This is a genomic window from Stenotrophomonas sp. Steno-Z2 (assembly GCF_056393235.1).
Genome location: NZ_JBWJOY010000002.1, coordinates 361,723 through 383,978 on the forward strand (window position 1 = coordinate 361,723; position 22,256 = coordinate 383,978).

Annotated in this window: 27 protein-coding genes; 5 read left to right on the top strand and 22 right to left on the bottom strand. The window is 69.6% G+C overall.

Annotated elements, in window-relative coordinates:
• Window positions 1–197 precede the first annotated feature (197 nt).
• Together AC06FP_RS06730 and asd are read left to right on the top strand one after the other, a co-directional pair.
• Window positions 198–845, top strand: coding sequence for an SCO family protein (locus tag AC06FP_RS06730; RefSeq protein WP_478074978.1), 648 nt, complete (start codon window positions 198–200; stop codon window positions 843–845).
• Window positions 842–1,684, top strand: coding sequence for an archaetidylserine decarboxylase (asd, locus tag AC06FP_RS06735; protein WP_478074979.1), 843 nt, complete (start codon window positions 842–844; stop codon window positions 1,682–1,684). The genes AC06FP_RS06730 and asd overlap by 4 nt, the downstream gene beginning before the upstream one ends.
• 255 nt (window positions 1,685–1,939) lie before the next feature.
• On the opposite strand, the gene AC06FP_RS06740 is transcribed toward asd, so the two are convergent.
• The 8 genes from AC06FP_RS06740 to rlmE all read right to left on the bottom strand — a co-directional run bounded on the left by AC06FP_RS06740 (window position 1,940) and on the right by rlmE (window position 9,793).
• The gene (locus tag AC06FP_RS06740; RefSeq protein WP_478074980.1) at window positions 1,940–3,112 is read right to left on the bottom strand and encodes a DUF6624 domain-containing protein; all 1,173 of its coding nucleotides are present in this window, start codon (window positions 3,110–3,112) and stop codon (window positions 1,940–1,942) included.
• An 82-nt stretch (window positions 3,113–3,194) separates the two neighbouring features.
• Complete coding sequence (hflX, locus tag AC06FP_RS06745; protein ID WP_478074981.1) at window positions 3,195–4,505, bottom strand: ribosome rescue GTPase HflX; 1,311 nt, start codon at window positions 4,503–4,505, stop codon at window positions 3,195–3,197.
• A 14-nt stretch (window positions 4,506–4,519) separates the two neighbouring features.
• Complete coding sequence (hfq, locus tag AC06FP_RS06750) at window positions 4,520–4,801, bottom strand: RNA chaperone Hfq (protein WP_456119418.1); 282 nt, start codon at window positions 4,799–4,801, stop codon at window positions 4,520–4,522.
• Window positions 4,802–4,891: 90 nt separating this feature from the next.
• Window positions 4,892–5,845: a tRNA (adenosine(37)-N6)-dimethylallyltransferase MiaA gene (gene miaA / locus AC06FP_RS06755; RefSeq protein ID WP_456118964.1), complete on the bottom strand. Its 954-nt coding sequence runs from the start codon at window positions 5,843–5,845 to the stop codon at window positions 4,892–4,894.
• Complete coding sequence (folP, locus tag AC06FP_RS06760) at window positions 5,845–6,741, bottom strand: dihydropteroate synthase (protein WP_456118962.1); 897 nt, start codon at window positions 6,739–6,741, stop codon at window positions 5,845–5,847. The genes miaA and folP overlap by 1 nt, the downstream gene beginning before the upstream one ends.
• Window positions 6,741–6,926: a hypothetical protein gene (locus tag AC06FP_RS06765; protein WP_456118960.1), complete on the bottom strand. Its 186-nt coding sequence runs from the start codon at window positions 6,924–6,926 to the stop codon at window positions 6,741–6,743. Before AC06FP_RS06765 ends, folP begins: the two co-directional genes overlap by 1 nt.
• 259 nt (window positions 6,927–7,185) lie before the next feature.
• Window positions 7,186–9,108, bottom strand: coding sequence for an ATP-dependent zinc metalloprotease FtsH (gene ftsH / locus AC06FP_RS06770; RefSeq protein ID WP_456118958.1), 1,923 nt, complete (start codon window positions 9,106–9,108; stop codon window positions 7,186–7,188).
• A gap of 55 nt (window positions 9,109–9,163) precedes the next feature.
• Window positions 9,164–9,793 (bottom strand): 23S rRNA (uridine(2552)-2'-O)-methyltransferase RlmE, encoded by a 630-nt coding sequence (rlmE, locus tag AC06FP_RS06775; protein WP_456118956.1) that lies wholly within the window; start codon window positions 9,791–9,793, stop codon window positions 9,164–9,166.
• A gap of 64 nt (window positions 9,794–9,857) precedes the next feature.
• Here rlmE and yhbY point away from each other — a divergent pair, with 64 nt between their 5' ends.
• Together yhbY and AC06FP_RS06785 are read left to right on the top strand one after the other, a co-directional pair.
• The gene (gene yhbY / locus AC06FP_RS06780; RefSeq protein WP_478074982.1) at window positions 9,858–10,163 is read left to right on the top strand and encodes a ribosome assembly RNA-binding protein YhbY; all 306 of its coding nucleotides are present in this window, start codon (window positions 9,858–9,860) and stop codon (window positions 10,161–10,163) included.
• A 17-nt stretch (window positions 10,164–10,180) separates the two neighbouring features.
• A complete protein-coding gene (locus tag AC06FP_RS06785; RefSeq protein ID WP_478074983.1) occupies window positions 10,181–10,552 on the top strand; it encodes an Mth938-like domain-containing protein in 372 nt (123 codons plus the stop codon).
• An 88-nt stretch (window positions 10,553–10,640) separates the two neighbouring features.
• On the opposite strand, the gene AC06FP_RS06790 is transcribed toward AC06FP_RS06785, so the two are convergent.
• From AC06FP_RS06790 to surE, 6 genes are all read right to left on the bottom strand, one after another.
• On the bottom strand, window positions 10,641–10,868 hold the full coding sequence (locus AC06FP_RS06790; RefSeq protein WP_456118950.1) for a hypothetical protein: 228 nt from the start codon (window positions 10,866–10,868) through the stop codon (window positions 10,641–10,643).
• A gap of 109 nt (window positions 10,869–10,977) precedes the next feature.
• Complete coding sequence (locus AC06FP_RS06795) at window positions 10,978–11,247, bottom strand: hypothetical protein (RefSeq protein WP_478074984.1); 270 nt, start codon at window positions 11,245–11,247, stop codon at window positions 10,978–10,980.
• 33 nt (window positions 11,248–11,280) lie between these two features.
• Window positions 11,281–12,084 (bottom strand): peptidoglycan DD-metalloendopeptidase family protein, encoded by an 804-nt coding sequence (locus AC06FP_RS06800; RefSeq protein ID WP_456118946.1) that lies wholly within the window; start codon window positions 12,082–12,084, stop codon window positions 11,281–11,283.
• Entirely contained in the window at window positions 12,063–12,677 is a 615-nt protein-coding gene (locus tag AC06FP_RS06805; RefSeq protein WP_456118944.1) for a YqaA family protein, read from the bottom strand. The genes AC06FP_RS06800 and AC06FP_RS06805 overlap by 22 nt, the downstream gene beginning before the upstream one ends.
• A 32-nt stretch (window positions 12,678–12,709) precedes the next feature.
• A complete protein-coding gene (locus tag AC06FP_RS06810; protein WP_456118942.1) occupies window positions 12,710–13,399 on the bottom strand; it encodes a protein-L-isoaspartate(D-aspartate) O-methyltransferase in 690 nt (229 codons plus the stop codon).
• A complete protein-coding gene (gene surE / locus AC06FP_RS06815; protein WP_104938539.1) occupies window positions 13,396–14,175 on the bottom strand; it encodes a 5'/3'-nucleotidase SurE in 780 nt (259 codons plus the stop codon). Before surE ends, AC06FP_RS06810 begins: the two co-directional genes overlap by 4 nt.
• Window positions 14,176–14,347: 172 nt before the next feature.
• Between surE and AC06FP_RS06820 the strand changes: the two genes are divergently transcribed.
• Window positions 14,348–14,887, top strand: coding sequence for a Smr/MutS family protein (locus tag AC06FP_RS06820; RefSeq protein WP_478074985.1), 540 nt, complete (start codon window positions 14,348–14,350; stop codon window positions 14,885–14,887).
• A gap of 176 nt (window positions 14,888–15,063) precedes the next feature.
• Here AC06FP_RS06820 and truD read toward each other — a convergent pair whose 3' ends face one another.
• The 8 genes from truD to AC06FP_RS06860 all read right to left on the bottom strand — a co-directional run bounded on the left by truD (window position 15,064) and on the right by AC06FP_RS06860 (window position 22,254).
• The gene (gene truD, locus AC06FP_RS06825; protein ID WP_478074986.1) at window positions 15,064–16,122 is read right to left on the bottom strand and encodes a tRNA pseudouridine(13) synthase TruD; all 1,059 of its coding nucleotides are present in this window, start codon (window positions 16,120–16,122) and stop codon (window positions 15,064–15,066) included.
• A gap of 167 nt (window positions 16,123–16,289) precedes the next feature.
• A complete protein-coding gene (ispF, locus tag AC06FP_RS06830; RefSeq protein ID WP_456118936.1) occupies window positions 16,290–16,787 on the bottom strand; it encodes a 2-C-methyl-D-erythritol 2,4-cyclodiphosphate synthase in 498 nt (165 codons plus the stop codon).
• Window positions 16,788–16,841: 54 nt separating this feature from the next.
• Window positions 16,842–17,537, bottom strand: a complete 696-nt coding sequence (ispD, locus tag AC06FP_RS06835; RefSeq protein ID WP_478074987.1) for a 2-C-methyl-D-erythritol 4-phosphate cytidylyltransferase — start codon at window positions 17,535–17,537, stop codon at window positions 16,842–16,844.
• Entirely contained in the window at window positions 17,534–17,884 is a 351-nt protein-coding gene (gene ftsB / locus AC06FP_RS06840; RefSeq protein WP_456118932.1) for a cell division protein FtsB, read from the bottom strand. The genes ispD and ftsB overlap by 4 nt, the downstream gene beginning before the upstream one ends.
• A gap of 5 nt (window positions 17,885–17,889) precedes the next feature.
• Window positions 17,890–19,182: a phosphopyruvate hydratase gene (eno, locus tag AC06FP_RS06845; protein WP_478074988.1), complete on the bottom strand. Its 1,293-nt coding sequence runs from the start codon at window positions 19,180–19,182 to the stop codon at window positions 17,890–17,892.
• The gene (locus AC06FP_RS06850; RefSeq protein ID WP_478074989.1) at window positions 19,179–19,679 is read right to left on the bottom strand and encodes a hypothetical protein; all 501 of its coding nucleotides are present in this window, start codon (window positions 19,677–19,679) and stop codon (window positions 19,179–19,181) included. Before AC06FP_RS06850 ends, eno begins: the two co-directional genes overlap by 4 nt.
• Window positions 19,680–19,717: 38 nt before the next feature.
• Entirely contained in the window at window positions 19,718–20,551 is an 834-nt protein-coding gene (kdsA, locus tag AC06FP_RS06855) for a 3-deoxy-8-phosphooctulonate synthase (RefSeq protein WP_478074990.1), read from the bottom strand.
• Between the two features lie 38 nt (window positions 20,552–20,589).
• Window positions 20,590–22,254 carry a CTP synthase gene (locus AC06FP_RS06860; protein WP_456118924.1) on the bottom strand — a complete coding sequence of 555 codons (1,665 nt, stop codon included), beginning with the start codon at window positions 22,252–22,254 and terminating at the stop codon, window positions 20,590–20,592.
• Window positions 22,255–22,256 lie beyond the last annotated feature (2 nt).

Sequence of the window (22,256 nt, forward strand, 5' to 3'; positions counted from 1 at the left end):
CAAGAGTGGTCTGCGATTATAGGCGCGCACCCGGTATATTGAGCGCCCGGTTGCAGCCGAAACCGCGGCAATGTCCCGGCATCGGGCCGCAACGCCCCGGCAAGAGGCCGGCATGCCACCGGATCCCGCCACCGCCGCCCGCGGACCCGCGCTCCATCCGGGCCCGGCGCCGCCCCACCCGTACGGAGAAACGGCCCATGTTCAACCGCAATACCGGCATCGTCCTGGCCATCGCGCTGGCGGCAGGCCTGGGCCTGCTGCTGGCGCAGAAGGTGTTCGGCCCGGCCGGCAACGGCGGCCACCAGGCCGGCTCGATCATCTTCTATCCCACGCCGCGGCCGCTGCCGGATTTCAGCCTCAGCCAGTCCGACGGCACCCGCCTGATTCCGGGCGAACTGCGCGGGCACTGGACCCTGGTGTTCCTGGGCTTCACCTCCTGCCCGGATGTGTGCCCGACCACCCTGTCCGAACTGGCGCTGGCGCAGAAGCAGTGGGAAGGCATTCCCGAAAGCCTGCGCCCGCGCGTGGTGTTCGTCTCCGTCGATCCCGAACGCGATACGCCGGCGCGGCTGGGCGAATACGCGCACGCCTTCCACAAGGACACCCTGGCCGCCACCGCCGACGTGCCGTCGCTGGAGCGCTTCGCCACGCCGCTTGGCCTCGTGTTCCAGAAGGCGCCGGGCAAGCACTTCGACAAGAACCCGGACGACTACAGCATGGACCACTCGGCCAGCATCGCCGTGCTTGACCCCGAAGGCCGGCTGGCCGGGCTGATGCGCCCGCCGTTCGACCCGAAGCTGATCGCCAGCGACCTGACCAAGCTCACCGGAAAGACCGCCCCATGAGTCTGCTGACCACGCTCACCCATGCCCTGCCCCATCGGCTGCTGTCGTCGATGGCGCGCTCGCTGGCCTATTCACGCAACCCGCGCGTCTCGCGCTGGCTGATCGACACGGTGACGCGGAAGTTCGGCGTCAACCTGGCCGAGGCGGCCGATCCGGACCCGCGCAGCTATGCCAGCTTCAATGCCTTCTTCACCCGCGCGCTGAAGCCGGGCGCGCGCGTGGCCGATACCGACCCGCGCGCGCTGCTGATGCCGGCCGACGGCCGCATCAGCCAGCTCGGCGCGATCGAGGACGGGCGCATCTTCCAGGCCAAGGGCCAGTCGTTCACCGCCGCCGAACTGCTCGGCGACGCCACCGACGCCGCCCCCTTCGCCAACGGCCTGTTCGCCACCGTGTACCTGTCCCCGCGCGACTACCACCGCGTGCACATGCCCTGGACCGGCACCCTGCGCGAGACCGTGCACGTGCCCGGCCGCCTGTTCAGCGTCGGCCCGGCCGCGGTGGCCCACGTGCCGCGCCTGTTCGCCCGCAACGAGCGGCTGGTGTGCCACTTCGACACCGACTTCGGCCCGATGGTGCAGGTGATGGTCGGCGCGCTGCTGGTCAGCGGCGTGGAAACGGTGTGGAGCGGCGAGGAAATCCCCGCCTATGGCGACCGCATCACCCGCAAGGACTGGCGCGGCAAGGGGATTACGCTGGAGAGGTTCGCGGAGATGGCCCGCTTCAACTACGGCAGCACCGTGATCGTGCTGCTGCCGCCGGGCGTGGCCGAGTTCGACCCGGCCTTGAAGGCGGAAAGCCCGGTGCAGCTGGGGCAGAGGCTGGCGCGGTTGAAGTAGCGCCATTCCGGCGCGACCACCTCACTGCGCGTGGCGACGCGCACTCCTCTGGCGCTCTGGCGTCATTGAGGCTCGCGCCGCTCCAATCACATCGGCACCGTGATCGTGCTGCTGCCGCCGGGAAAACCCGCATCCGGGGCAGGCGCTGCCCACATGCTTTGACTTCGCCGCAGGTACGGATTTTCGACAGCCGTGACGAACGGGGAGCACGCCGCTTCCGTGCCTCCGTCCTCCACTCTTACTCGTCCACCGCCTTCAGTTGCCTGATCCGCCGGACTCGACGCTTGCCCCCAGCTGCCGGGCGACCGCATCCAGGTAACTGGCCAGCGTCCCCATCGCCATGCGCGCCCGGCGCGCGTCCACATTGTCCGGGTCGGCCAGCGGAAGCACCGCGACCTTGCCCTGCTCGACCCTGTATTGCGACCCATACAGCTGCGGCTGGTCCCGCGCCAGCAATACACGGTCGGTCAGCATGGCGTACTGCTGCCGCGACATGCCGCGGCGCTGCATCAGCGGCTCGGCAAGCTCCAGGGCACGCGCCTGGAAGTCCGGATCGTCGTCGGCATGCTGCACCAGCAGGAACACCGAAGAGACGCCGTCGCGACCGATCATCTCCGGGGTCGGGAAGCCATGCTTTTCGAAGATGTCCAGCAGGCTGGCGCGATTCTCCGCATCCATCTCCGCGATCTGCCGGTCCAGCGCCTTGCGCTGCTCCTCATCGCCCTGCCGCATCGCGGCCACCGCTTCGGCACGGACGTCCTGATCGCGATTGATCATCCTGCCGACCAGGCGGCGAAGCTCGGGCTGGGTGAAGGGCCGGTAGGTTTCCATCGCCAACGGCGGCGAAAGCTCGGCTGCGCCAGGGCTGTCTCCCGCATCAAGCCTGGCCTGCAGGCCAGCCAGCCATTCCTCGACCGGCGGCAGCCCCAGGAAATCCCGCCAGAAGCGCGGCGTTCTTTCCGGTTCCGGCGACAAGGCCACCTTGCCGTCCTCCACCGCCACGTGCGTGCCGAACTGCTGGGGACGACCATGCTGCAGCTGGATCGTGTCATTGAGCCAGGCGTATCCGAACGCATCGAGGTCGACACCAACCCGCTCCTGGACCAGGTCGATGATCTGCTCCTGGAAAGCCTCGTCCGCGCTGGATCGCAACAGCAGGTTCGCGGCCGCTTCCACGCCATGCCTGCCGGCAGAAGGCATGACCGGCCAGCCGCAGGTACGCAGGTGCTCCTTGAACCGTTCCAGCTGCGGCGGATCCAGCGGCTCGCTGCCGCTCTCATGCAGGTGCGTCAAACGTTCAAGGCAAGTCCCATCGATATCCTGGGCCCTGCTGATCACGTAGCGCGGTTCCGACGGCGCTTCTGCCTGCGCCAATACCGGCACCAGGGCCAGCCAAACGCCCACAGCCCACATCCATTGCGCCTTCATCGCTTTCCTCCCTGTCATGGATAGTCGTCCGTTCCATCCACCGGCGCGCCGACGTCCGCGCCGGAGTTCCTGCAGTCCTACCTCACCATTCGGGCCCGCGCTCCGGCAGCAGCGCGCGGATCACCTGCCCGTCGGCGCCGGCGGCCAGCTTCTCCGCCTCGGCGATGGGAATGTCCACCTCGATCAGCCAACCTTCCTCGTCGGCCTGTTCGCTGCGGATGACTTCCAGTTGGTGCAGGCGCGAGCGCAGCCTGCCGGCGCTGGGCGGCAGGCGCACGCGGCCGGTGACATGCTGCAGGCCCAGGCGCTTGCCCAGCACCGACTGCAGCAGGTCCAGGCCGCGGCCGTCGCGCGCGGAGATCCACACGCGCTCGCGGCGCGCCTCGTCCGGCACGCCGTCCTGCGCGTCGTGGCGTACGTCGGCGCCTTCGATGCGGTCGATCTTGTTGAACACCAGCAGCTGCGGCAGGTCGCCGGCACCGACGGCCTGCAGCACTTCGTCCACCTGGGCGATGCGTTCCTCGCGCAGCGGATCGGCGGCGTCGACCAGGTGCAGCAGGAAATCGGCCTCGCGCGCCTCGCTCAGGGTGGAGCGGAACGCCGCCACCAGTTCGTGCGGCAGGTCGCGCACGAAACCGACGGTGTCGGCCAGCATGGCGTTGCCGCCGGGCAGCGCGATGCGGCGCACGGTCGGGTCGAGCGTGGCGAACAGCTGGTCGGCGGCATAGGCACCGGCGCCGGTCAGCGCGTTGAACAGGGTCGACTTGCCGGCGTTGGTGTAGCCCACCAGGGCCACGCGCGGCATCTCGCTGCGTACGCGCGCGCGGCGCATCTGGGTGCGCTGCACTTCCACCTTGTCCAGGCGCTTCTGCAGCTGCTCCACGCGCTTCTGCAGCAGGCGGCGGTCGGTTTCCAGCTGGGTTTCGCCGGGGCCGCGCAGGCCGATGGAACCGCCGCGCTGGCGCTCCAGGTGGGTCCAGCCGCGTACCAGGCGCGTGGCCAGGTGGCGCAGCTGCGCCAGTTCCACCTGCAGCTTGCCTTCGTGGCTGTGCGCACGCTGGGCGAAGATGTCCAGGATCAGGCCGGTGCGGTCGATCACGCGCCGCTCCAGGAACTTCTCCAGGTTGCGTTCCTGCACCGGGGTCAGGGCATGGTTGACCAGCACCAGGTCGGCGCCGGTGGCGTCGGCCATGGCCTTGACCTCGTCCAGCTTGCCGCTGCCGATCAGGGTGGAAGGATTGGGGCGGTCGATGCGCGCGGTCACGGTGGCCGCGATGCTGGCGCCGGCCGAGCGGGCCAGGTCGGTGAACTCTTCCAGCACATCCTCTTCCAGCCGCCCTGCATGCGGCTGGATCAACAGCGCGTGCTCGCCTCGTTTCGAGCGGTCAAACACGCGCCGCGTCCTGCTTATTCGTTGTCGTTGTCGTCATCGCCTGCCTGACTGCTGTCGGCCGATTGCACGTAGCCGCCGCCCGGCCCCACGCGCACGTTGCGCGCCGGCACCACGGTGGAAATGGCGTGCTTGTAGACCATCTGGCTGACCGTATTGCGCAGCAGCACCACGAACTGGTCGAACGACTCGATCGTGCCCTGCAGCTTGATGCCGTTGACCAGGTAGACCGAAACCGGCACGCGCTCGCGGCGCAGTGCGTTCAGGAACGGGTCCTGCAAGGATTGCCCCTTGGACATCTTGAACTCCTCGTTATTGTTCTTATCGACCCGGACCATGCGGCTTCCCCTGCCTGTCCGGAACCGCGATGTTACACCGCCCGGCGCGCTTCATCGCCCCAGGAACAGGGAAACCGCGTCCTGCAGGCGGTGCCGGTCGGTGGCCGGGTCGAACCAGCGCGCGTCCAGTTCGCCGCGCAGCCAGGTGAGCTGGCGCTTGGCGAGCTGGCGGGTGGCGAAGATCGCCTTGTCGCGGAAACCGGCCGCGCTTTCCTGCCCGTCCAGGAACTGCCAGGCCTGGCGGTAGCCCACCGCGCGGATCGCCGGCAGGTCGAGCGGCGCCGGCACGTCCGCCATCTGCGGCAACGCGCGCAGGCGCCCCACTTCATCGAGGAAACCCGCTTCCAGCATCAGGTCGAAGCGGCGCTCGATGCGCGCGTGCAGCACCGCGCGGTCGGCCGGCGCCAGCACCAGCTTGAGCACGCGCACCGGCAGGCGGGCGGTGCCGGGCAATGCCTGCCAGTGGCTGATCGGCCTGCCGGTGAGCCGGTACACCTCCAGCGCGCGCTGGATGCGCTGCGGATCGGTGGCGTGGATGCGGCCGGCCGCGGCCGGGTCGACCTGCGCCAGCTGCGCGTGCAGCGCCGGCCAGCCCACGGCCTGGGCTTCGGCGCTGATCGCCGCGCGGATGGCCGGGTCGGCTTCCGGCATCGGCGACAGCCCCTGCAGCAGCGCGCGGAAGTACAGCCCGGTGCCGCCGGCCAGGATCGGCAGCCGCCCGCGCGCGAGGATGTCGCGCACCGCGGCGCCGGCGTCGGCGGCGAACTCGGCGGCCGAATAGCTCTGCCAGGGATCGCGCAGGTCCAGCAGATGGTGGGGAACACCGGCGCGCTCGGCTTCGTCGGGTTTGGCCGCGCCGATCTCCAGCCCGCGGTACACCAGCGCCGAATCGACGCTGACGATTTCGCCGCCGTGACGCCGCGCCAGTTCGATGGCCGCCGCGGTCTTGCCCGACGCGGTGGGGCCCATCAGCGCGATCGCCAGCGGCCGCGTGTCGGCCGCCATCAGTCCTCGTCCGGCCAGCGCGGCGCCGCGGCGCGGTCTGCGCGCGGCGCCGGCACCGCGTCGAGCGCGGCCAGCACCCTGAGCGCATCGACCGTGGCGGCCACGTCGTGCACGCGCACGATCTTCGCGCCGCGCTGCACCGCCAGCAGGTGCGCGGCGACCGAGCCGGCCACGCGCTCGGCGGCGACGGCGCGGCCGGTGACCTCGCCGATGCAGCGCTTGCGCGACAGCCCGGCCAGCAGCGGCACGCCCAGCGCCAGCAGTTTTTCCTGCCCGGCCAGCAGCGCGAAGTTCTGCGTGGTGTCCTTGTTGAACCCGTAGCCGGGGTCGACCACCAGCCGGCTGCGGGCGATGCCGGCCATCTCCGCGGCGAACAGGCGTTCGGCCAGGAAGCGCTGCACGTCGCCGGCGACGTCGTCGCTGTCCCATGCCACGCCGGCGTCGTGCGGCCCGCCCACCGCGTGCATCAGCACCGCGGCCGCGCCGGAACCGGCCACGGCCTCCAGCGCGCCGGGCTGGCGCAGGGCCTGCACGTCGTTGACCATGCCGGCGCCGGCGGCCAGCGCCGCACGCATCACCTCCGGCTTGCAGGTATCGACGCTGACCGGCACCGGCACGCGCGCCACCAGCGCCTCGATCACCGGCGCCACGCGCTCGATCTCCTCCTGCGCCGACACCTGCGCGGCGCCGGGCCGGGTGGATTCCCCGCCGACGTCGAGCAGGTCCGCGCCCTGCTCCACCAGCGCCAGGCCATGGGCGATGGCCGCGGCGGTATCGAAATGCCGCCCGCCGTCGGAGAACGAATCCGGGGTGACGTTGACGATGCCCATCACCCGCGCGCGATCCAGCCGCAACGGCCGGCCGGCGCAGTCCAGTACCGGTGAGGTGTCGAACATCAGCGCCGGCTCCTTGCCCGGACCAGGGTACCGATCGCGCTGAGCGCCACGCCCAGCACGATGCCGATGAAAATGCCCGCCAGGTAATGGCCGGTCTTCACCCCGAAGGCGACGCCGGCCACGGTGGCGATCACCATTTCGGGGAGGTGGGTGGAGGCAGCGGGGGGTGGAGTCTGGTCGGTCATGTGGCTGGAGGATGAGGCGCGGTGGCCCATTGTCTCTCGCGGATGCGGTCATCGGAACCATCGCGGCTGCAAGCCGGGGCCTCCGCCATGGAACGCCTGCGGGCTTCCCGCAATCGCCCGCCTTCGTTTTCCCGGGAGCCGGAGCGGAACAGGCGCCGACAGGCCGCGCCACCAAAGCACTGCCCCTGCGTTTCCGTTCCCCGGAAACAGGACGGGCCGGAATATCCGGCCCGTGCTGCTGACTGCGTTGGCGGCAGGCTCAGTGCTGCCCGGCCGGATCGCTGATCGGCGCCACCGGGCGCTCGTCGCCGCCCTGGTCGCTGTCCGACGGGTCGCTCTTGCCCTTGTCCACCCAGCCAGCCGGCGGCGAGGGCTTGCGGCCTTCCATGATCGCCTTGACCTGCTCGGCGTCGATGGTTTCCCAGTCGAGCAGCGCGGCGGTCATGGCCTCGACGATGTCGCGCTTCTCCTCCAGGATGCGGCGCGCCACGTTGTACTGCTCGTCGAGGATGCGGCGGATTTCCGCATCCACCTTCTGCTGGGTGGCCTCGGAAATGGTCTTGCTGTGCATGCCGTAGCCGGCTTCCTCGTCGGCATAGACCATGGTGCCCAGCACGTCGGACATGCCGTACTTGGTGACCATGCCGCGGGCCAGCTTGGTGGCGCGCTCGAAGTCGTTGGAAGCGCCGGTGGACATTTCGCCGACGAAGATTTCCTCGGCGATGCGGCCGCCGAACAGGATCGCCAGTTCTTCCAGCATGCGGTCCTTGTACTTGCTGATGTGGTCGTGCTCGGGCAGCTGCCAGGTCACGCCCAGCGCCCAGCCGCGCGGCATGATGGTGACCTTGTGCACCGGGTCGGCCTTGGGCAGGGACATGGCGACCACCGCGTGGCCGGACTCGTGGTAGGCCGTGTTGCGGCGCTCGTCCTCGCGCATGACCATGCTGCGGCGCTCCGGACCCATGTAGATCTTGTCCTTGGCGTCCTCGAAGTCCTGCATGCTCACTTCCTGCTTGCCGCGGCGCGCGGCGAACAGGGCGCCCTCGTTGACCAGGTTGGCCAGGTCGGCGCCGGAGAAGCCCGGAGTACCGCGCGCCAGCACTTCCGGGCGCACGTCGTCGGCGGCCGGCACCTTGCGCAGGTGCACGCGCAGGATCTGCTCGCGGCCCTTGATGTCGGGCAGGCCGACCATCACCTGGCGGTCGAAGCGGCCCGGGCGCAGCAGCGCCTTGTCGAGCACGTCCGGACGGTTGGTCGCGGCGATCACGATCACGCCCTCGCCACCCTCGAAGCCGTCCATCTCGACCAGCATCTGGTTCAGGGTCTGCTCGCGCTCGTCATGGCCGCCGCCCATGCCGGAGCCGCGGTGACGGCCGACGGCGTCGATCTCGTCGATGAAGATGATGCACGGCGCATGCTTCTTGGCCTGCTCGAACATGTCGCGCACGCGGCTGGCGCCGACGCCGACGAACATCTCCACGAAGTCCGAACCGGAAATGCTGAAGAACGGCACCTTGGCCTCGCCGGCGATGGCACGCGCCAGAAGGGTCTTGCCGGTGCCCGGCGGGCCGACCATCAGCACGCCGCGCGGAATCTTGCCGCCGAGCTTGGTGAACTTGGACGGGTCGCGCAGGAACTCGACCAGTTCGCCGACCTCCTCCTTGGCCTCGTCGCAGCCGGCCACGTCGGCGAAGGTGACCTTGATCTGGTCCTCGCCCTGCAGCTTGGCGCGCGACTTGCCGAAGGACATCGCGCCCTTGGCGCCGCCGCCACCGCCCTGCATCTGCCGCATCATGAAGATCCAGAAGCCGATCAGCAGCAGCACCGGCAGGAACTGCAGCAGGATCGACCAGAAGCTCAGGCCGGTTTCCGGCTTCATGCGGACCACGTCCACGCCCTTCTGGTAGAGCTGGTCGATCAGCTTGCTGTCGCTGGGACCGTACAGCGCGCCCTCGCTGCCGTCGCTGCGCCTGAAGCGGATGGCGTTGGCGGTGAGCGTGGTCTCGTTGGTGATCTCCACCGACTTGATCCGCCCGGCATCCACGTCGCGCAGGAACTGCGTGTAGTTGTTGGCGTCGCTGACCGGCGGCGTGCCGCCGCGCGGGGCGAAGCTCTGGAACACCACCATCAGCACGACGGCGACAACCACCCATAGCAGGAGGTTCTTGGTCAGGTCGTTCATCCTCATCGGCTCCGGCGTTCCTCTAATTTCTGACGCGTTTCGTATGGTGTCGAGCTTACTTGATCTGCGGGCGCTTGCCCTGGCCCAGGGCATAGACCTCGGGCGAGCGCTTGCGCGAGGCTTCCGGCTTGCGGATCACGACCTTGTCGTAACGGCGGCGCATTTCCCGCACGTAGTCGTCAAAGCCGACGCCCTGGAACAGCTTGATCAGGAACGCCCCACCCGGCTTGAGATGGTTGTCGGCGAAATCCATCGCCAGCTCCGCCAGGTGCATCATCCGCGGCTGGTCCACCGCATCCATGCCACTCTTATTGGGGGCCATATCCGACAGGACAAGGTCCACCGGCTGGTCGCCGAGCATGGCTTCGAACTGGGATAGGACGGTTTCTTCCCTGAAGTCACCATGAAGGAACTCCACGCCGGCCAGCGGCGGCATCTCCAGGATGTCCAGCGCCAGGACCCGGCCGCTGTCGCCCATCTGTCTCCGCACCTGCTGCGACCAGCCGCCCGGCGCCGCGCCGAGGTCGACCACCACCATGTTCGGCTTCAGCAGGCGGTCGCGCTTGAGCAGTTCCTCCAGCTTGTAGGCGGCGCGCGAACGCATGCCCTCGGACTGCGCCTTCTTCACGAAGGGGTCGGAGAAATGCTCCTTCAACCAGCGTTGACTGCTCTTGCTGCGGGACATCGGGATGGGGCCTGTAGGGGTGGGCATGATACCCTGAACCCCCTTGATAACCCGTAATCACTGCATGTCCATCGTCCTCACCCCGGCCCAGAACCGATTCCTGCGCGGCATGGCCCACGATCTGAAAGCACTGCTGCAGATCGGCGGCAAGGGAGTCACCCCCGCCTTCCTGGCGGAACTGGACGAGGTGCTGGAACGCCACGAACTGATCAAGGTCAAGGTCGCCGCCGAGGACCGCGAGGCGCGCGAGGCCATGGTCGGCGAGCTGCTCCAGGCCAGCGGCGGCGCGCTGGTCCAGCGCATCGGCCACGTCGCCGTCCTGTACCGCCCGGCCCGGGAAAAGCGCCAGATCGTGCTGCCCCGCGGCTGACCGCCGAGGAGCCAACGATGCAACTGAGCCGCGAACTGCCCGATTACACCTATTCCCTGCGCTCGGCCGACGGCCGCCAGGCCCGGGTCAACGACCGGACGCTGGCGCGCAGCTTCATCCTTTCCCCCGACCAGCTGATCGAAGACTGGGCGGTGGCCGCGGTGGGCCAGCTCACCGTGGCGGACCTCGCCCCGGCGCTGGAACAGAACCCGGCCGTGTTCATCCTCGGCACGGGCGAACGCCAGGTGTTCCCGTCGGTGGAAGTCATGGCCGCCTGCCTGACCCGCGGCATCGGCATCGAGGTGATGAACAATGCCTCGGCCGCGCGCACCTTCAACGTGCTGGCCGGCGAAAACCGCCGCGTGGTCGCGGCGTTCATCCTGGAGTGACGCCCGGCGTCACGGGGTGCGGGACTGTTCCCGCACGCATCTGCCTGTTGTTCCATGCGCGGCCGGCCCCGCGGCTACGGGCCGGCGCTCAGCGCAGCGGCTCGCCCTTGAGCCAGCAGACAAGCAGGACAAGCAGGGCCACGCCGACGTTGCAGGCGAAGGAGCCGAGCGGGTCGGACACGGGCGGGAACATCACCAGGCCGGCGACCAGCAGCACGGCCGCCGCCGCATAGGTGAGCCATCCCTGCCACGCCAGCGGCCAGCCCCAGCCCCATCCGAGTTCCTTGGCGGCGAACCAGTAACGCGATTTCCCCACGCTCTTCCTCCTCAACCGGCACCGGGCCGGCGTACATGTCCATGACCGCGGCACGGCGGGCCCCTGCCCGCAGGGCCCGCCCGGGCACCGCGGCATGCGGCGGGGTGGCTCAGCGGCCCTGCCGCCGCGCCCTGCGCTCCAGCAGGCCGAACAGGTACTGGCCCATCCCGACCATCAGCGCCATCAGCAGGCAGCGCGGCGCCACCGCCAGTTCCAGCTGCGCCGCGAGCGCGGCACCGGCCACGCACCCGGCCATGACCCCCAGCGTGCCCGGTCCCTGCAGGCGATGCCAGTCGAATGCCCAGGCCAGCGCCGTCAGTACGACATGGATGGGAAATACGACGAAACACGCTTCCTTCATGGCGTCGACGCATGGCATCCCTGTCCTCCGTATCCGATGTGGAGGTCGCCGCTACCGCTGCGGCAGGTACTGCAGGGGATCCACCGGCTTGCCGTTGTAGCGGATCTCGAAGTGCAGCATGTCGCGCGAGGTGCCGGTGCGGCCCATTTCCGCGATCTGGTCGCCGGCCTTGACGTTCTGCCCCTCGTTGACCAGGCGCTTGCGGTTGTGGCCGTAGGCCGACAGCCACTGGTCGTTGTGCTTGATGATGATCAGCTCGCCGTAGCCGACCAGGCCGGCGCCGGAATAGACCACCACGCCCGGGCCGGCCGCGCGTACCGCCTGGCCGCTGCTGCCGGCGATATCGATGCCCTGCTTGGTGGTCTCGCCGGCGACGAAACGACCGACCAGCGCGCCGTCGGCCGGCCAGCGCCAGCCGATGCCGCTGTTGGCCGGCGCCGGTGCCGGCGTCGCCGCCGGTGGTGGCGTGGCCGGACGCGCGGTGGTTCCACTACCAGTGGGCGGACGCGAGGCGGTGGCGCCGCTGCCCGGATACAACCGCAGCGTCTGCCCCGGATAGATCGCGTTCGGGTTGGACAGGCCGTTCCAGGCCGCCAGGTCGCCCGGCGTGATGTTGTGGATGCGAGCCAGCGCATACAGCGTGTCGCCGCGGCGCACCACCGCGGTCTGCCCCGGCTTGGGCACCGAAGTGCGCGGGGTTGCCGGCGCGGTGGACGCGCCCCCCGACGGCCGGACCACCGTGGCCGTGCCGCAACCGGCCAACACCGCGGCCAGCAGCAACGCCGTCGCGCCGGCCGCCGCCCTGGACGCGCCCTTGAACATCACCTTTGCACTCATGCGAATTTCGTCCTCCATACCAGCCAGCCCACCAGGCCGACGACCAGCGCGGTCGCGATCCAGCCCAGCGGTTCGATCCAGCGCCGCAGCGCCTCGGCCGCGCGCGCGCCGCCGAAGCGGATCACCGCGGCCAGCACGTAAACGCGCTTGCCGCGCCCGACCAGCATGCTCAGCACGTACTGCGGCAGCGGCACGCCGACGATACCGGAAGCCCAGGTGAAGACCTTCATCGGGATCGGCATGAAGCCGCCCAGCACCAGGAAGGTGAACACCGCCCACGGCGATTCGACCATCTTCGCCTGCAGCGTGGCGATGCCCGACTCGATGGCCGGCAGCATGCCCAGCGCGGCGAACAGCGGCTTGACCGCCTCGAACGCGTAGTGGCCCAGCGCGTAACCGACCATCGCGCCGACCATCGAACCGGCCAGGCTCAGGGTGGCGAAGCGCCAGCCCTTGCGCGGCTGCGCCACGCACATCGGCATCAGCATCACTTCCGGCATCACCGGGAAGATGATGGCCTCGATGAAGCTCAGCACCGTCAGGTAGGTGGGCGCGCGCTTGTGGCTGGCCCAGTACAGCGCGCGGTCGTACAGCGGCCCGAATATCTTCATCGTCGCGGGGTTCCCGTGTCAGTCCAGCGTGTTCAGTCCAGCATGCCCGACAGCAGCGGCACGAAGCTGACCGGCGCCAGTTCCTCCTGCACGATGCCGTCCGCCTGCCGGGTAAGCTGCAGCAGCGTCTGCCCGCCGGGACCGCCGACCGGCGCGACCAGGCGGCCGCCGACGGCCAGTTGTTCGACCAGTGCCTCCACCAGCGCCGGTGCGGCGGCGGTGACGACGATGGCGTCGTAGGGGCCGTGCTCGGGCCAGCCGATGCGGCCGTCGTCGTGCTTGCTGCGCACGTTCATGCCCAGCTGCCGCAGGCGCTTGCGCGCCTGGCGCAGCAGGTCGCCGATGCGTTCGACGGTGTACACCTCCAGCCCCACCGCCGCCAGGATCGCCGCCTGGTAGCCCGAACCGGTGCCCACCTCCAGCACCGTCTTCGGCGCCACCTGCAGCACCGCCTCGGTCATGCGCGCCACCACCCACGGCTGGGAGATGGTCTGGCCATGGCCGATCGGCAGCGCGGTGTCCTCGTAGGCGCGCGAGGCCAGCGCCTCGTCGATGAACAGGTGCCGCGGCACCACGCGCACCGCGTTGAGCACGCGCTCGTCGCCGATGCCACCGCCGTTCTGGGCGCCGTCGCGCAGGCGGTCGACCAGCCGGTCGCGCACGCGCTGCGAGGTCATGCCGCTGCCGACCGCCTCGGGCGAAAGACGCAGGCGTGGCGTCATGCCGGCCGCTCCAGCGTCGCCGACAGCCCACCGACCCAGCTGGCGACCTTCTCCAGCGCCTCATAGCGGGTCAGGTCCACCTGGATCGGCGTGATCGAGATATGGCCGGTGCGCACCGCATGGAAATCGGTGCCGGGGCCGGCGTCCTGCTCGGAGCCGGCCGGGCCGATCCAGTACACGGTGTTGCCGCGCGGGTCGGTGGCCGGGATGCAGGCCTCGGCGCGGTGGCGGTTGCCCAGGCGCGTCACCTCGAAGCCGCGGATCTCGTCCCACGGCAGGTCGGGCACGTTGACGTTGAGGATGGTGTCGGCCGGCAGCGGATCGGCCTTCAGCCGCGCCACGATCTCGATGGCGGCACGCGCGGCGCTGAGGAAATTCCTGGCTTCATGGCGCTGGGTGACCAGCGACACGGCCACCGACGGCAGCCCGAGGAAACGCCCTTCCATCGCCGCCGACACGGTGCCGGAATAGATCACGTCGTCGCCGAGGTTGGCGGCGTTGTTGATGCCCGAGACCACGATGTCCGGCTCGTGCTCCAGCATGCCGGTCAGGGCCAGGTGCACGCAGTCGGTGGGCGTGCCGCTCACCGCGCAGGTGTAATGGTCGATCCGGCGCAGCCGCACCGGCTGGTCCAGGGTAAGGGAATTGCTGGCGCCGGAACGGTCGCGGTCCGGCGCCACTACGGTGACCTCGTGGCCGGCATTGCGCAGCTCCTCGGCGAGCATCCTAATGCCGGGGGCGTCCACGCCGTCGTCGTTGCTTACAAGTACGCGCATTGAAGACCTGAATCGCTGAATCCATGACGGCGCTCCCGCTGCCTCGCCGTCCACCGCCATGCGCCGGCGTGCTGCACGCCGGCCGGCATGGCCCGATCCGGCATGATACCGGAATGCGTCCGTCGCCTTCCCGTGATGCCCTCCCCATTGCCGCAGCCGTTACGCTATGCGCATGTCGCACCCAGAAGACGAAGACGACGGCGCCCTGTTCCGCTCGGCCATCGGCGAAGTAAAGCCGCTGCGCAAGGTGGAAACGCCGGCCATCACCCGGCCGCGACCGAAGCCGCGCGCGCGCATGGCCGAGCAGGACGAGGCGCAGGCGCTGGGCGAGTTCGCCCGGCTGCTGCAGTCGGGTGCGCCGCTGGAGGCCGGCGACGTGGCCAGCTACCGCCGCGACACGCTGCCCGCGCGCATGTTCCAGCGGCTGCGGCGCGGCCAGTATTCGGTGCAGGACGAACTGGACCTGCACGGCGCCAGCGCGGCCCAGGCCGAGCACCTGCTGCGCCAGTTCCTGCTCGAGGCGCATGCGCACGACCATGGCTGCGTGCGCATCATCCACGGCAAGGGCCTGCAGTCCGATGGCGGCGCGCCGGTGCTGAAGAATCTGGTGGACCGTCTGCTGCGCCAGCGCAACGACGTGCTGGCCTTCCATTCGGCGCCGCCGGCGCAGGGCGGCACCGGCGCGGTGCTGGTACTGCTGGCGCGGCGCTGAGCGGCGGCCCGCCGGTGGGCCACGACCGGCGGCAGTGGGCAGGCGCGCTGGCACTCGTGGCGACGCCGGAGAGGCGGTCTTGCGGCATCGGGCAGTGCGCCGCGCGTGGCCCGCTTCGGCTTCGCGGCTGACGCCGTTCCCCCGTGACCGGAACAGCCTGGACGCAGCCCCGCGGGCTATTCCGTTCCCGGCGAACCGGCGCGGCTGGCGTCGCCCACCTCGCCCAGCTCGTGCAGCACGGCGGTGGCATAGCAGCCCGGCGGCAGGGCGAAGCAGAGTTCCAGCACGTCGTCCTGCAGCCAGGCGTGCTGCATCAGCGCCGGCCGCAGCCGCAGCGCGCGTCGCTCCTGCTTCAGGCCGGCCTGTTCCAGCCCGGCGCGCAGCGCCAGCGCCTGTCCGTCGGCCAGCACCGCCTGCTCCAGTTCCAGCGCCGCGCCGGTGGCGCGCGGTTCGCCCGCGCCCCACAACGGCCCGCTGGGATGGATGTCGAAACGCGCCAGCCGCTCGGCCAGCGCCTCGCTCATCGGTTCGGGGCCGAACACCGAGCGGCTGCCATCGAGCATCCACACTTCGCCGTCCAGCGCGCGGTCCCAGCTGCCCTGCTCCACCCGCGCGGCCAGCACGCGGTTGAACAGCGCCGAGCGCGCCGCCGACAGCAGCATGGAGCGCTGGTCCTTGCGCACCCGGCGGCCGGCGAACATCGCCAGCGCCGCCGGCACGTTGCCGCCATCGCGGCCGAAACGCTGCTCGCCGAACCAGTTGGGCAGGCCGCGCGCGGCAATGACCTGCAGGCGTTCATCGATGGCTGCGCGCTCGCCCTGCACGCCGCGCAGCACCAGCCTGAAGCGGTTGCCGGCCAGCGCGCCGCGCTGCAGCTTGCGGTTGTGCCAGGTCGAGGCCAGCACGTGGACCTCGTCCGATTCCAGCAGCGCCAGGTCGGGGGCGACGCGCCGCGGCAGGTGCACGCTGAACCGCTGCGTGGTCACCGCGTGCCGGTCCTTCTGCCCGGCATAGCTGACGCCCATCTCCGGCACGCCGGCCCACTGCGCCAGCTGCCTGGCCACCGCCACGGTATTGGCGCCGCGCTTGCGGATGTCCAGCAGCAGGTGCTCGCCCTCGCCGCTCGCCTCGAAGGCGGGCAGCTCGTCGACCTGGAAGTCCTCCGGCGTGCTGCGCATCAGCGCGCTCAGCACCGGTGCGCCATAGGCAAGGGGAAGCGCGGGAATATCGGTCATGTCAGTCCTGTGGAACGATGTCGGGCCCGCATCTTCGTAGGAGCGGCTTCAGCCGCGAAGGGCTTTCGCGCAGCCTTGCCTTTCCGCGGTTCGACAGGGAAATGGGAGCGGGGAAGCTGCCTCGCGGCTGAAGCCGCTCCTGCGGATACAAAAATGCAGGACGGCGGCTATGCGGCAACCAGCAGCACCGCCGCCTGCGCGGCGATGCCTTCCTCGCGGCCGGTGAAGCCCAGCTTCTCGCTGGTGGTGGCCTTGATGCTGACCCGGTCCAGGCCGATGCCCAGCAGCCCCGCCACCGTTTCGCGCATCGCCAGCGCGTGCGGGCCCACCTTGGGCCGCTCGCAGATCACGGTGATGTCGGCATTGCCCACCTGCCAGCCGCGCCCGCGCAGCAGGCCGTCGCAGTGGCGCACGAACTGGCTGCTGTCCGCGCCCTTCCAGCGGTCGTCGCTGGGCGGGAAATGCTGGCCGATGTCGCCCAGCGCCAGCGCGCCCAGCATCGCGTCGCACAGCGCGTGCAGGATCACGTCGCCATCGCTGTGCGCGAGCACGCCGCAGCGGTGCGGCACGCGCACGCCACCGAGCATGACGTGGTCGCCTTCGCCGAAAGCGTGCACGTCGTAGCCCTGGCCGATGCGGATGGGAGGGAAGGAAGGAGGATTCATGGCTTCGGACCGGATTGTCGTGTCAGGCCCGGCGTCGCGCCGCCGGACGGGGATTCAGCCGCGCCGCGACAGCTCGAACTCGAAGCGGGCCAGGTCGGCCGGCGTGGTGACCTTGAAGTTGCACTCGTCGCCCTCGACCAGCAGCGGCCGCGCGCCCTGGCGCTCCATGGCCATGGCCTCGTCGGTCACTTCGACGCCGGCGCCGGTGGCTTCGGCCAGGGCGCGGGTCAGCTGGTGGCGGCGGAACAGCTGCGGCGTCAGCGCGCGCCACAACCGTTCGCGCGGTTCGGTGCGGTCGATGCCGCCGTCGTCGCCGGCGCGCTTGAGCGTATCGCGTACCGGCGCGGCAAGGATGGCGCCGACCGGGTCGGCGCGCCCCACTTCCAGCAGCCGCCCCAGGTCGCCCGCCGGCAGGTTCGGCCGCGCCGCGTCGTGCACCAGCACGAAATCGTCGGCGCGCACGCTGTCCGGCAGGGCCTGCAACCCGGCCAGCACCGAGGCGGCGCGGGTGTCGCCGCCGGTGCAGGTCAGCACCGGCTTGCCGGCAAAGGCATTCCAGCCGGGCCAGTCGGCGTCGTCTTCGGCGATGGCCACCATCACCCCGGCCACGCCGGGGTGCGACAGCAGCGCCGCCAGCGCATGCGCCAGCAGCGGTTCGCCGGCGGCCAGCAAGTATTGCTTGGGCACCGGCCCGCCGAAGCGGGTACCGCGGCCGGCGGCCGGCACCACGGCCCAGACCTGCGTGGTCATGGCACGACCTCCTGCGCCTGGGCGTCCTGCGTGCCCGCCTGCGCCGCGGCCGGGCGCGCGACCGGCGCGTCCTCGACCACGCGGTAGAACTTCTCGCCGGGCTTGATCATGCCCAGTTCGCTGCGCGCCCGCTCCTCGATGGCGGCCTCGCCTTCCTTGAGGTCCTTGACCTCGGCGGCGAGCGCGTCGTTGCGCTGCTGCAGGCCTTCGTTGTCGCGCTTCTGGTTGGCGACCTGGGCCTCGAGCATCATCACCTCGCCCGAATTGCCCGGCCCGAACCAGAAGCGGTACTGCAGCAGCGCCAGCAGCACCGCGAGCACCAGCAGCAGCCAGCGCCAGTCACGCACGGGCGTCAGCGCTTGAGCGAGACGAACGCGTCACGCCCGGCGTAGCGCGCGTTGCCGCCGAGGGCTTCCTCGATGCGCAGCAACTGGTTGTACTTCGCCACGCGGTCGCTGCGGCACAGCGAACCGGTCTTGATCTGGGTGGCGGTGGTGGCCACGGCGATGTCGGCGATGGTGGTGTCCTCGGTCTCGCCCGAGCGGTGCGAGACGATCGCCGCGTAATGCGCCTTGTCGGCCATGGCGATCGCTTCCAGCGTCTCGGTCAGGGTGCCGATCTGGTTGACCTTGATCAGGATGGCATTGGCGGTGCCCGACTCGATGCCCTCGGCGAAGATCTTCGGGTTGGTGACGAACAGGTCGTCGCCGACCAGCTGCACCTTGCCGCCGATGCGCTGGGTCAGCAGCTTCCAGCCGGCCCAGTCGTTCTCGGCCAGGCCGTCCTCGATGGTGATGATCGGGTACTGCGCGGTCCAGTCGGCCAGGAAATCGACGAACTGCTCGGAGGTCAGGCGCTTGTTCTCGCCGACCAGGTTGTACTTGCCGTTCTCGTAGAACTCGCTGGAGGCCACGTCCAGGCCCAGCAGGATGTCCTCGCCGGCGGTGTAACCGGCCTTGCCGATGGCTTCCAGGATGGTGTCCAGCGCCTCGACGTTGCTGCGGAAATCCGGGGCGAAGCCGCCCTCGTCGCCCACCGCCGTGCTCAGGCCATGGCCCTTGAGCACCGACTTGAGCGCGTGGAAGATCTCGGTGCCGGCGCGCAGCGATTCGCCGAACGAGGTGAAGCCGACCGGCAGCACCATGAATTCCTGGAAGTCGACGTTGTTGTCGGCATGCGCGCCGCCGTTGATGATGTTCATCATCGGCACCGGCAGCGACGGCGTGGCGCCGGTCTTCGCGGTCAGGTACTGCCACAGCGCCTGCTTCTTCGAGGCGGCGGCGGCATGCGCGGCGGCCATCGAAACGCCCAGCAGCGCATTGGCGCCCAGGCGGCCCTTGTTCTCGGTACCGTCCAGGTCGATCAGGCGGCGGTCCAGGCCGGCCTGGTCCCCGGCATCGAAATCCTTCAGCGCCGCGGCGATCGGGCCGTTGACGTTGGCCACCGCATCGCGCACGCCCTTGCCCAGGTAACGGGTCTTGTCGCCATCGCGCAGTTCCACCGCCTCCTTGGTGCCGGTGGAGGCACCCGACGGCACCGCGGCGCGACCGAACGAGCCGTCGGCCAGGGTGACTTCGGCTTCCAGCGTGGGGTTGCCACGGCTGTCGAGGATTTCACGGGCGTGGATCTTGGCGATTGTCGTCATGGTGTGGGGGCGTTGGAGTGAGTGAGGAAGGATTCCACTTCGGCCAGCATGGCGTCGGTGTAGGGGCGCGCATCCAGAGGAAACGTGCCGCGCAGCGGCATGAGTCGGTCATCTTCTCCCGAAGGCAGGCTGGCAAACAATACATAATCCCGGCCTTCCGCCAGACCGACATCGCAACTGGTGGCACCACTCCAGATCAACGTATTGACCGGGATGCTGCCCTTGAGGACGCGCTTCACACTGAAACGCGCCGAGCGGGCAGGATAGGAAAATGGCGTATTCATTGGCGGGCGCTCCCACAGGCGACGAAACTCCGCCTCTTCTTCCGGTGTCCGCCACTCGACCCCATCGACGTGGATCACCGCCACGATGTCCGCCGACCCGGTGGCTTCGCGCAGGGTCGGCGTCACGATGGGCGGGTCGGTACGGCATGCGCCGGCATTGCCCGCCAACACGACCAGCGCGCAGGCCACGGCCACCAGAAGGGTTCGCTTCATGCGCTCCGCTCCCACGCAGGCCCGCCTGCCGCCGCTCATCAGACCGTGCTCTCCAGGAACCCGTTCTTCTTGGTGATCGAATCCAGCGCCAGCAGGGTTTCCAGCAGCGCCTCCATCTTGTCCAGCGGCCAGGCGTTGGGGCCGTCGGACAGCGCCTTGGACGGATCGGGATGGGTTTCGGCGAACAGGCCGGCCACGCCGACCGCCACCGCCGCGCGCGCCAGCACCGGCACGAACTCGCGCTGGCCGCCGGAACTGCTGCCCTGCCCGCCCGGCAGCTGCACCGAATGGGTCGCGTCGAACACCACCGGGCAGCCGGTATCGCGCATCACGCTCAGCGAGCGCATGTCGCTGACCAGGTTGTTGTAGCCGAAGCTGGCGCCGCGCTCGCAGACCATGATGTCGTTGTTGCCGGTGGACTTGGCCTTCTCCACCACCGGCTTCATGTCCCACGGCGACAGGAACTGGCCCTTCTTGATGTTCACCGGGCGGCCGGCGCTGCACACCTTCCTGATGAAGTCGGTCTGGCGCACCAGGAAGGCCGGGGTCTGCAGCACGTCGACGACCGAGGCCACTTCGTCCATCGGCGTGTACTCGTGCACGTCGGTCAGCACCGGCACGCCGATCTGCTTCTTCACCTCGGCGAGCACCTTCAGGCCCTCTTCCAGGCCCGGGCCGCGGAAGCTGGTGCCGGAGGTGCGGTTGGCCTTGTCGAAGCTGGACTTGAAGATGAAATTCATCCCCAGCCTGCCGGTGATTTCCTTGAGCCTGCCGGCGGTGTCGAGCTGCAGCTGCATCGACTCGATCACGCAGGGACCGGCGATCAGGAACAGCGGCTGGTCCAGGCCTACTTCAAATCCACAGAGTTTCATGCGGTTTCCCGGTTGATTGAGGCGTCAGGCGGGCCGCATCAGGCCCGCGCTTCCTTCAGCAGCTTGCCGCCGGCCTTCTTCTCGCGCGCGGCGCGGATGAAGCCGATGAACAGCGGGTGCCCGCCGCGCGGCGTGGACAGGAACTCCGGGTGCGCCTGGCAGGCCAGGAACCACGGGTGCACCTCGCGCGGCAGTTCCACCACTTCCACCAGCGTGTCGTCCATCGACTTGCCGGAGATCACCAGGCCGGCGTCCTCCAGCTGGGTACGGTAGCGGTTGTTGAATTCGTAGCGGTGGCGGTGGCGCTCGGCCACCACGTCCTTGCCGTACAGCTCGCGCGCCAGCGTGCCCGGCTTAAGGCGCTGCTCCTGCAGGCCCAGGCGCATGGTGCCGCCCAGGTCGGATTTCTCGTCGCGCTTCTCGACCTCGCCGCTGGCGGTGCGCCACTCGGTGATCAGGCCGATCACCGGGTTCGGCGACTGGCGGTCGTTCTCGGTGCTGTTGGCGCCCTCCAGCCCGGCCACGTGGCGGGCGTAGTCCACCACCGCCGCCTGCATGCCGTAGCAGATGCCGAAGTACGGCAGCCGGTGTTCGCGCGCGTACTGCGAGGTCAGCACCTTGCCCTCGAAGCCGCGGTCGCCGAAGCCGCCCGGCACCAGGATGCCGTCCACGCCTTCCAGCGCCGACATGCCGGATTCTTCCAGGTCCTGCGCTTCCAGCCACTTGAGGTTGACGCGGGTGCGCTGGCGCAGGCCACCATGCTTGAGCGCCTCGCCAACCGACTTGTAGGCGTCCTGGTGGTCCACGTACTTGCCGACCACGGCGATGGTCACCTCGTCCAGCGGGTGCAGCGCCGCATCCAGCACCGCCTCCCACTCGGACAGGTCGGCCGGGCCGGCCTTGTCGGCGAGCCTGAGCTGGTTGACCACGATCTCGTCCAGGCCCTGCGCATGCAGGCCCATCGGCACGCGGTACAGCACGTCCACGTCCGGCACGCTGATCACCGCGCGCTCGGAGACGTTGGTGAACAGCGAGATCTTGCGCCGTTCCGAATCGGGGATGGCCTGCTCGGAGCGGCACAGCAGCACGTCCGGCTGGATGCCGATCGAACGCAGTTCCTTGACCGAATGCTGGGTCGGCTTGGTCTTCAGCTCGCCGGCGGCGCCGATGTACGGCACCAGCGTCAGGTGCATGAACAGCGCCTTCTCCGGGCCGCGCTCGGTGCGCACCTGGCGGATGGCCTCCAGGAACGGCAGCGATTCGATGTCGCCGACGGTGCCGCCGATCTCCACCAGCGCCACGTCGTAGCCCTCGGTGGCTTCATCGATGCAGCGGCGGATCTCGTCGGTGATGTGCGGGATCACCTGCACGGTCGCGCCGAGGTAGTCGCCGCGGCGCTCCTTGCGGATCACGTTCTCGTAGATGCGCCCGGTGGTGACCGAGTTCCTGCGGCTCAGGCGGGTATGGACGAAGCGCTCGTAGTGGCCCAGGTCCAGGTCGGTCTCGGCGCCGTCATCGGTGACGTAGACCTCGCCGTGCTGGAAGGGACTCATGGTGCCCGGATCGACGTTGATGTACGGATCCAGCTTCATCATCGTGACCTTCAGGCCACGCGCCTCGAGGATGGAGGCCAGCGACGCGGCGGCAATGCCCTTGCCAAGCGAGGACACCACACCGCCGGTAACGAAAATAAGGGGGGTCATGG

Bases quoted from the DNA above. Each gene is read 5' to 3' on its own strand.
- AC06FP_RS06730 (WP_478074978.1), top strand. From the start codon at position 198: ATGTTCAACCGCAATACCGGCATCGTCCTGGCCATCGCGCTGGCGGCA.
- asd (WP_478074979.1), top strand. From the start codon at position 842: ATGAGTCTGCTGACCACGCTCACCCATGCCCTGCCCCATCGGCTGCTG.
- AC06FP_RS06740 (WP_478074980.1), bottom strand. From the start codon at position 3,112: ATGAAGGCGCAATGGATGTGGGCTGTGGGCGTTTGGCTGGCCCTGGTG.
- hfq (WP_456119418.1), bottom strand. From the start codon at position 4,801: ATGTCCAAGGGGCAATCCTTGCAGGACCCGTTCCTGAACGCACTGCGC.
- miaA (WP_456118964.1), bottom strand. From the start codon at position 5,845: ATGGCGGCCGACACGCGGCCGCTGGCGATCGCGCTGATGGGCCCCACC.
- folP (WP_456118962.1), bottom strand. From the start codon at position 6,741: ATGTTCGACACCTCACCGGTACTGGACTGCGCCGGCCGGCCGTTGCGG.
- AC06FP_RS06765 (WP_456118960.1), bottom strand. From the start codon at position 6,926: ATGACCGACCAGACTCCACCCCCCGCTGCCTCCACCCACCTCCCCGAA.
- ftsH (WP_456118958.1), bottom strand. From the start codon at position 9,108: ATGAACGACCTGACCAAGAACCTCCTGCTATGGGTGGTTGTCGCCGTC.
- rlmE (WP_456118956.1), bottom strand. From the start codon at position 9,793: ATGTCCCGCAGCAAGAGCAGTCAACGCTGGTTGAAGGAGCATTTCTCC.
- yhbY (WP_478074982.1), top strand. From the start codon at position 9,858: ATGTCCATCGTCCTCACCCCGGCCCAGAACCGATTCCTGCGCGGCATG.
- AC06FP_RS06785 (WP_478074983.1), top strand. From the start codon at position 10,181: ATGCAACTGAGCCGCGAACTGCCCGATTACACCTATTCCCTGCGCTCG.
- AC06FP_RS06795 (WP_478074984.1), bottom strand. From the start codon at position 11,247: ATGCCATGCGTCGACGCCATGAAGGAAGCGTGTTTCGTCGTATTTCCC.
- AC06FP_RS06800 (WP_456118946.1), bottom strand. From the start codon at position 12,084: ATGGAGGACGAAATTCGCATGAGTGCAAAGGTGATGTTCAAGGGCGCG.
- AC06FP_RS06805 (WP_456118944.1), bottom strand. From the start codon at position 12,677: ATGAAGATATTCGGGCCGCTGTACGACCGCGCGCTGTACTGGGCCAGC.
- AC06FP_RS06810 (WP_456118942.1), bottom strand. From the start codon at position 13,399: ATGACGCCACGCCTGCGTCTTTCGCCCGAGGCGGTCGGCAGCGGCATG.
- surE (WP_104938539.1), bottom strand. From the start codon at position 14,175: ATGCGCGTACTTGTAAGCAACGACGACGGCGTGGACGCCCCCGGCATT.
- AC06FP_RS06820 (WP_478074985.1), top strand. From the start codon at position 14,348: ATGTCGCACCCAGAAGACGAAGACGACGGCGCCCTGTTCCGCTCGGCC.
- truD (WP_478074986.1), bottom strand. From the start codon at position 16,122: ATGACCGATATTCCCGCGCTTCCCCTTGCCTATGGCGCACCGGTGCTG.
- ispF (WP_456118936.1), bottom strand. From the start codon at position 16,787: ATGAATCCTCCTTCCTTCCCTCCCATCCGCATCGGCCAGGGCTACGAC.
- ispD (WP_478074987.1), bottom strand. From the start codon at position 17,537: ATGACCACGCAGGTCTGGGCCGTGGTGCCGGCCGCCGGCCGCGGTACC.
- eno (WP_478074988.1), bottom strand. From the start codon at position 19,182: ATGACGACAATCGCCAAGATCCACGCCCGTGAAATCCTCGACAGCCGT.
- AC06FP_RS06850 (WP_478074989.1), bottom strand. From the start codon at position 19,679: ATGAAGCGAACCCTTCTGGTGGCCGTGGCCTGCGCGCTGGTCGTGTTG.
- kdsA (WP_478074990.1), bottom strand. From the start codon at position 20,551: ATGAAACTCTGTGGATTTGAAGTAGGCCTGGACCAGCCGCTGTTCCTG.
- AC06FP_RS06860 (WP_456118924.1), bottom strand. From the start codon at position 22,254: ATGACCCCCCTTATTTTCGTTACCGGCGGTGTGGTGTCCTCGCTTGGC.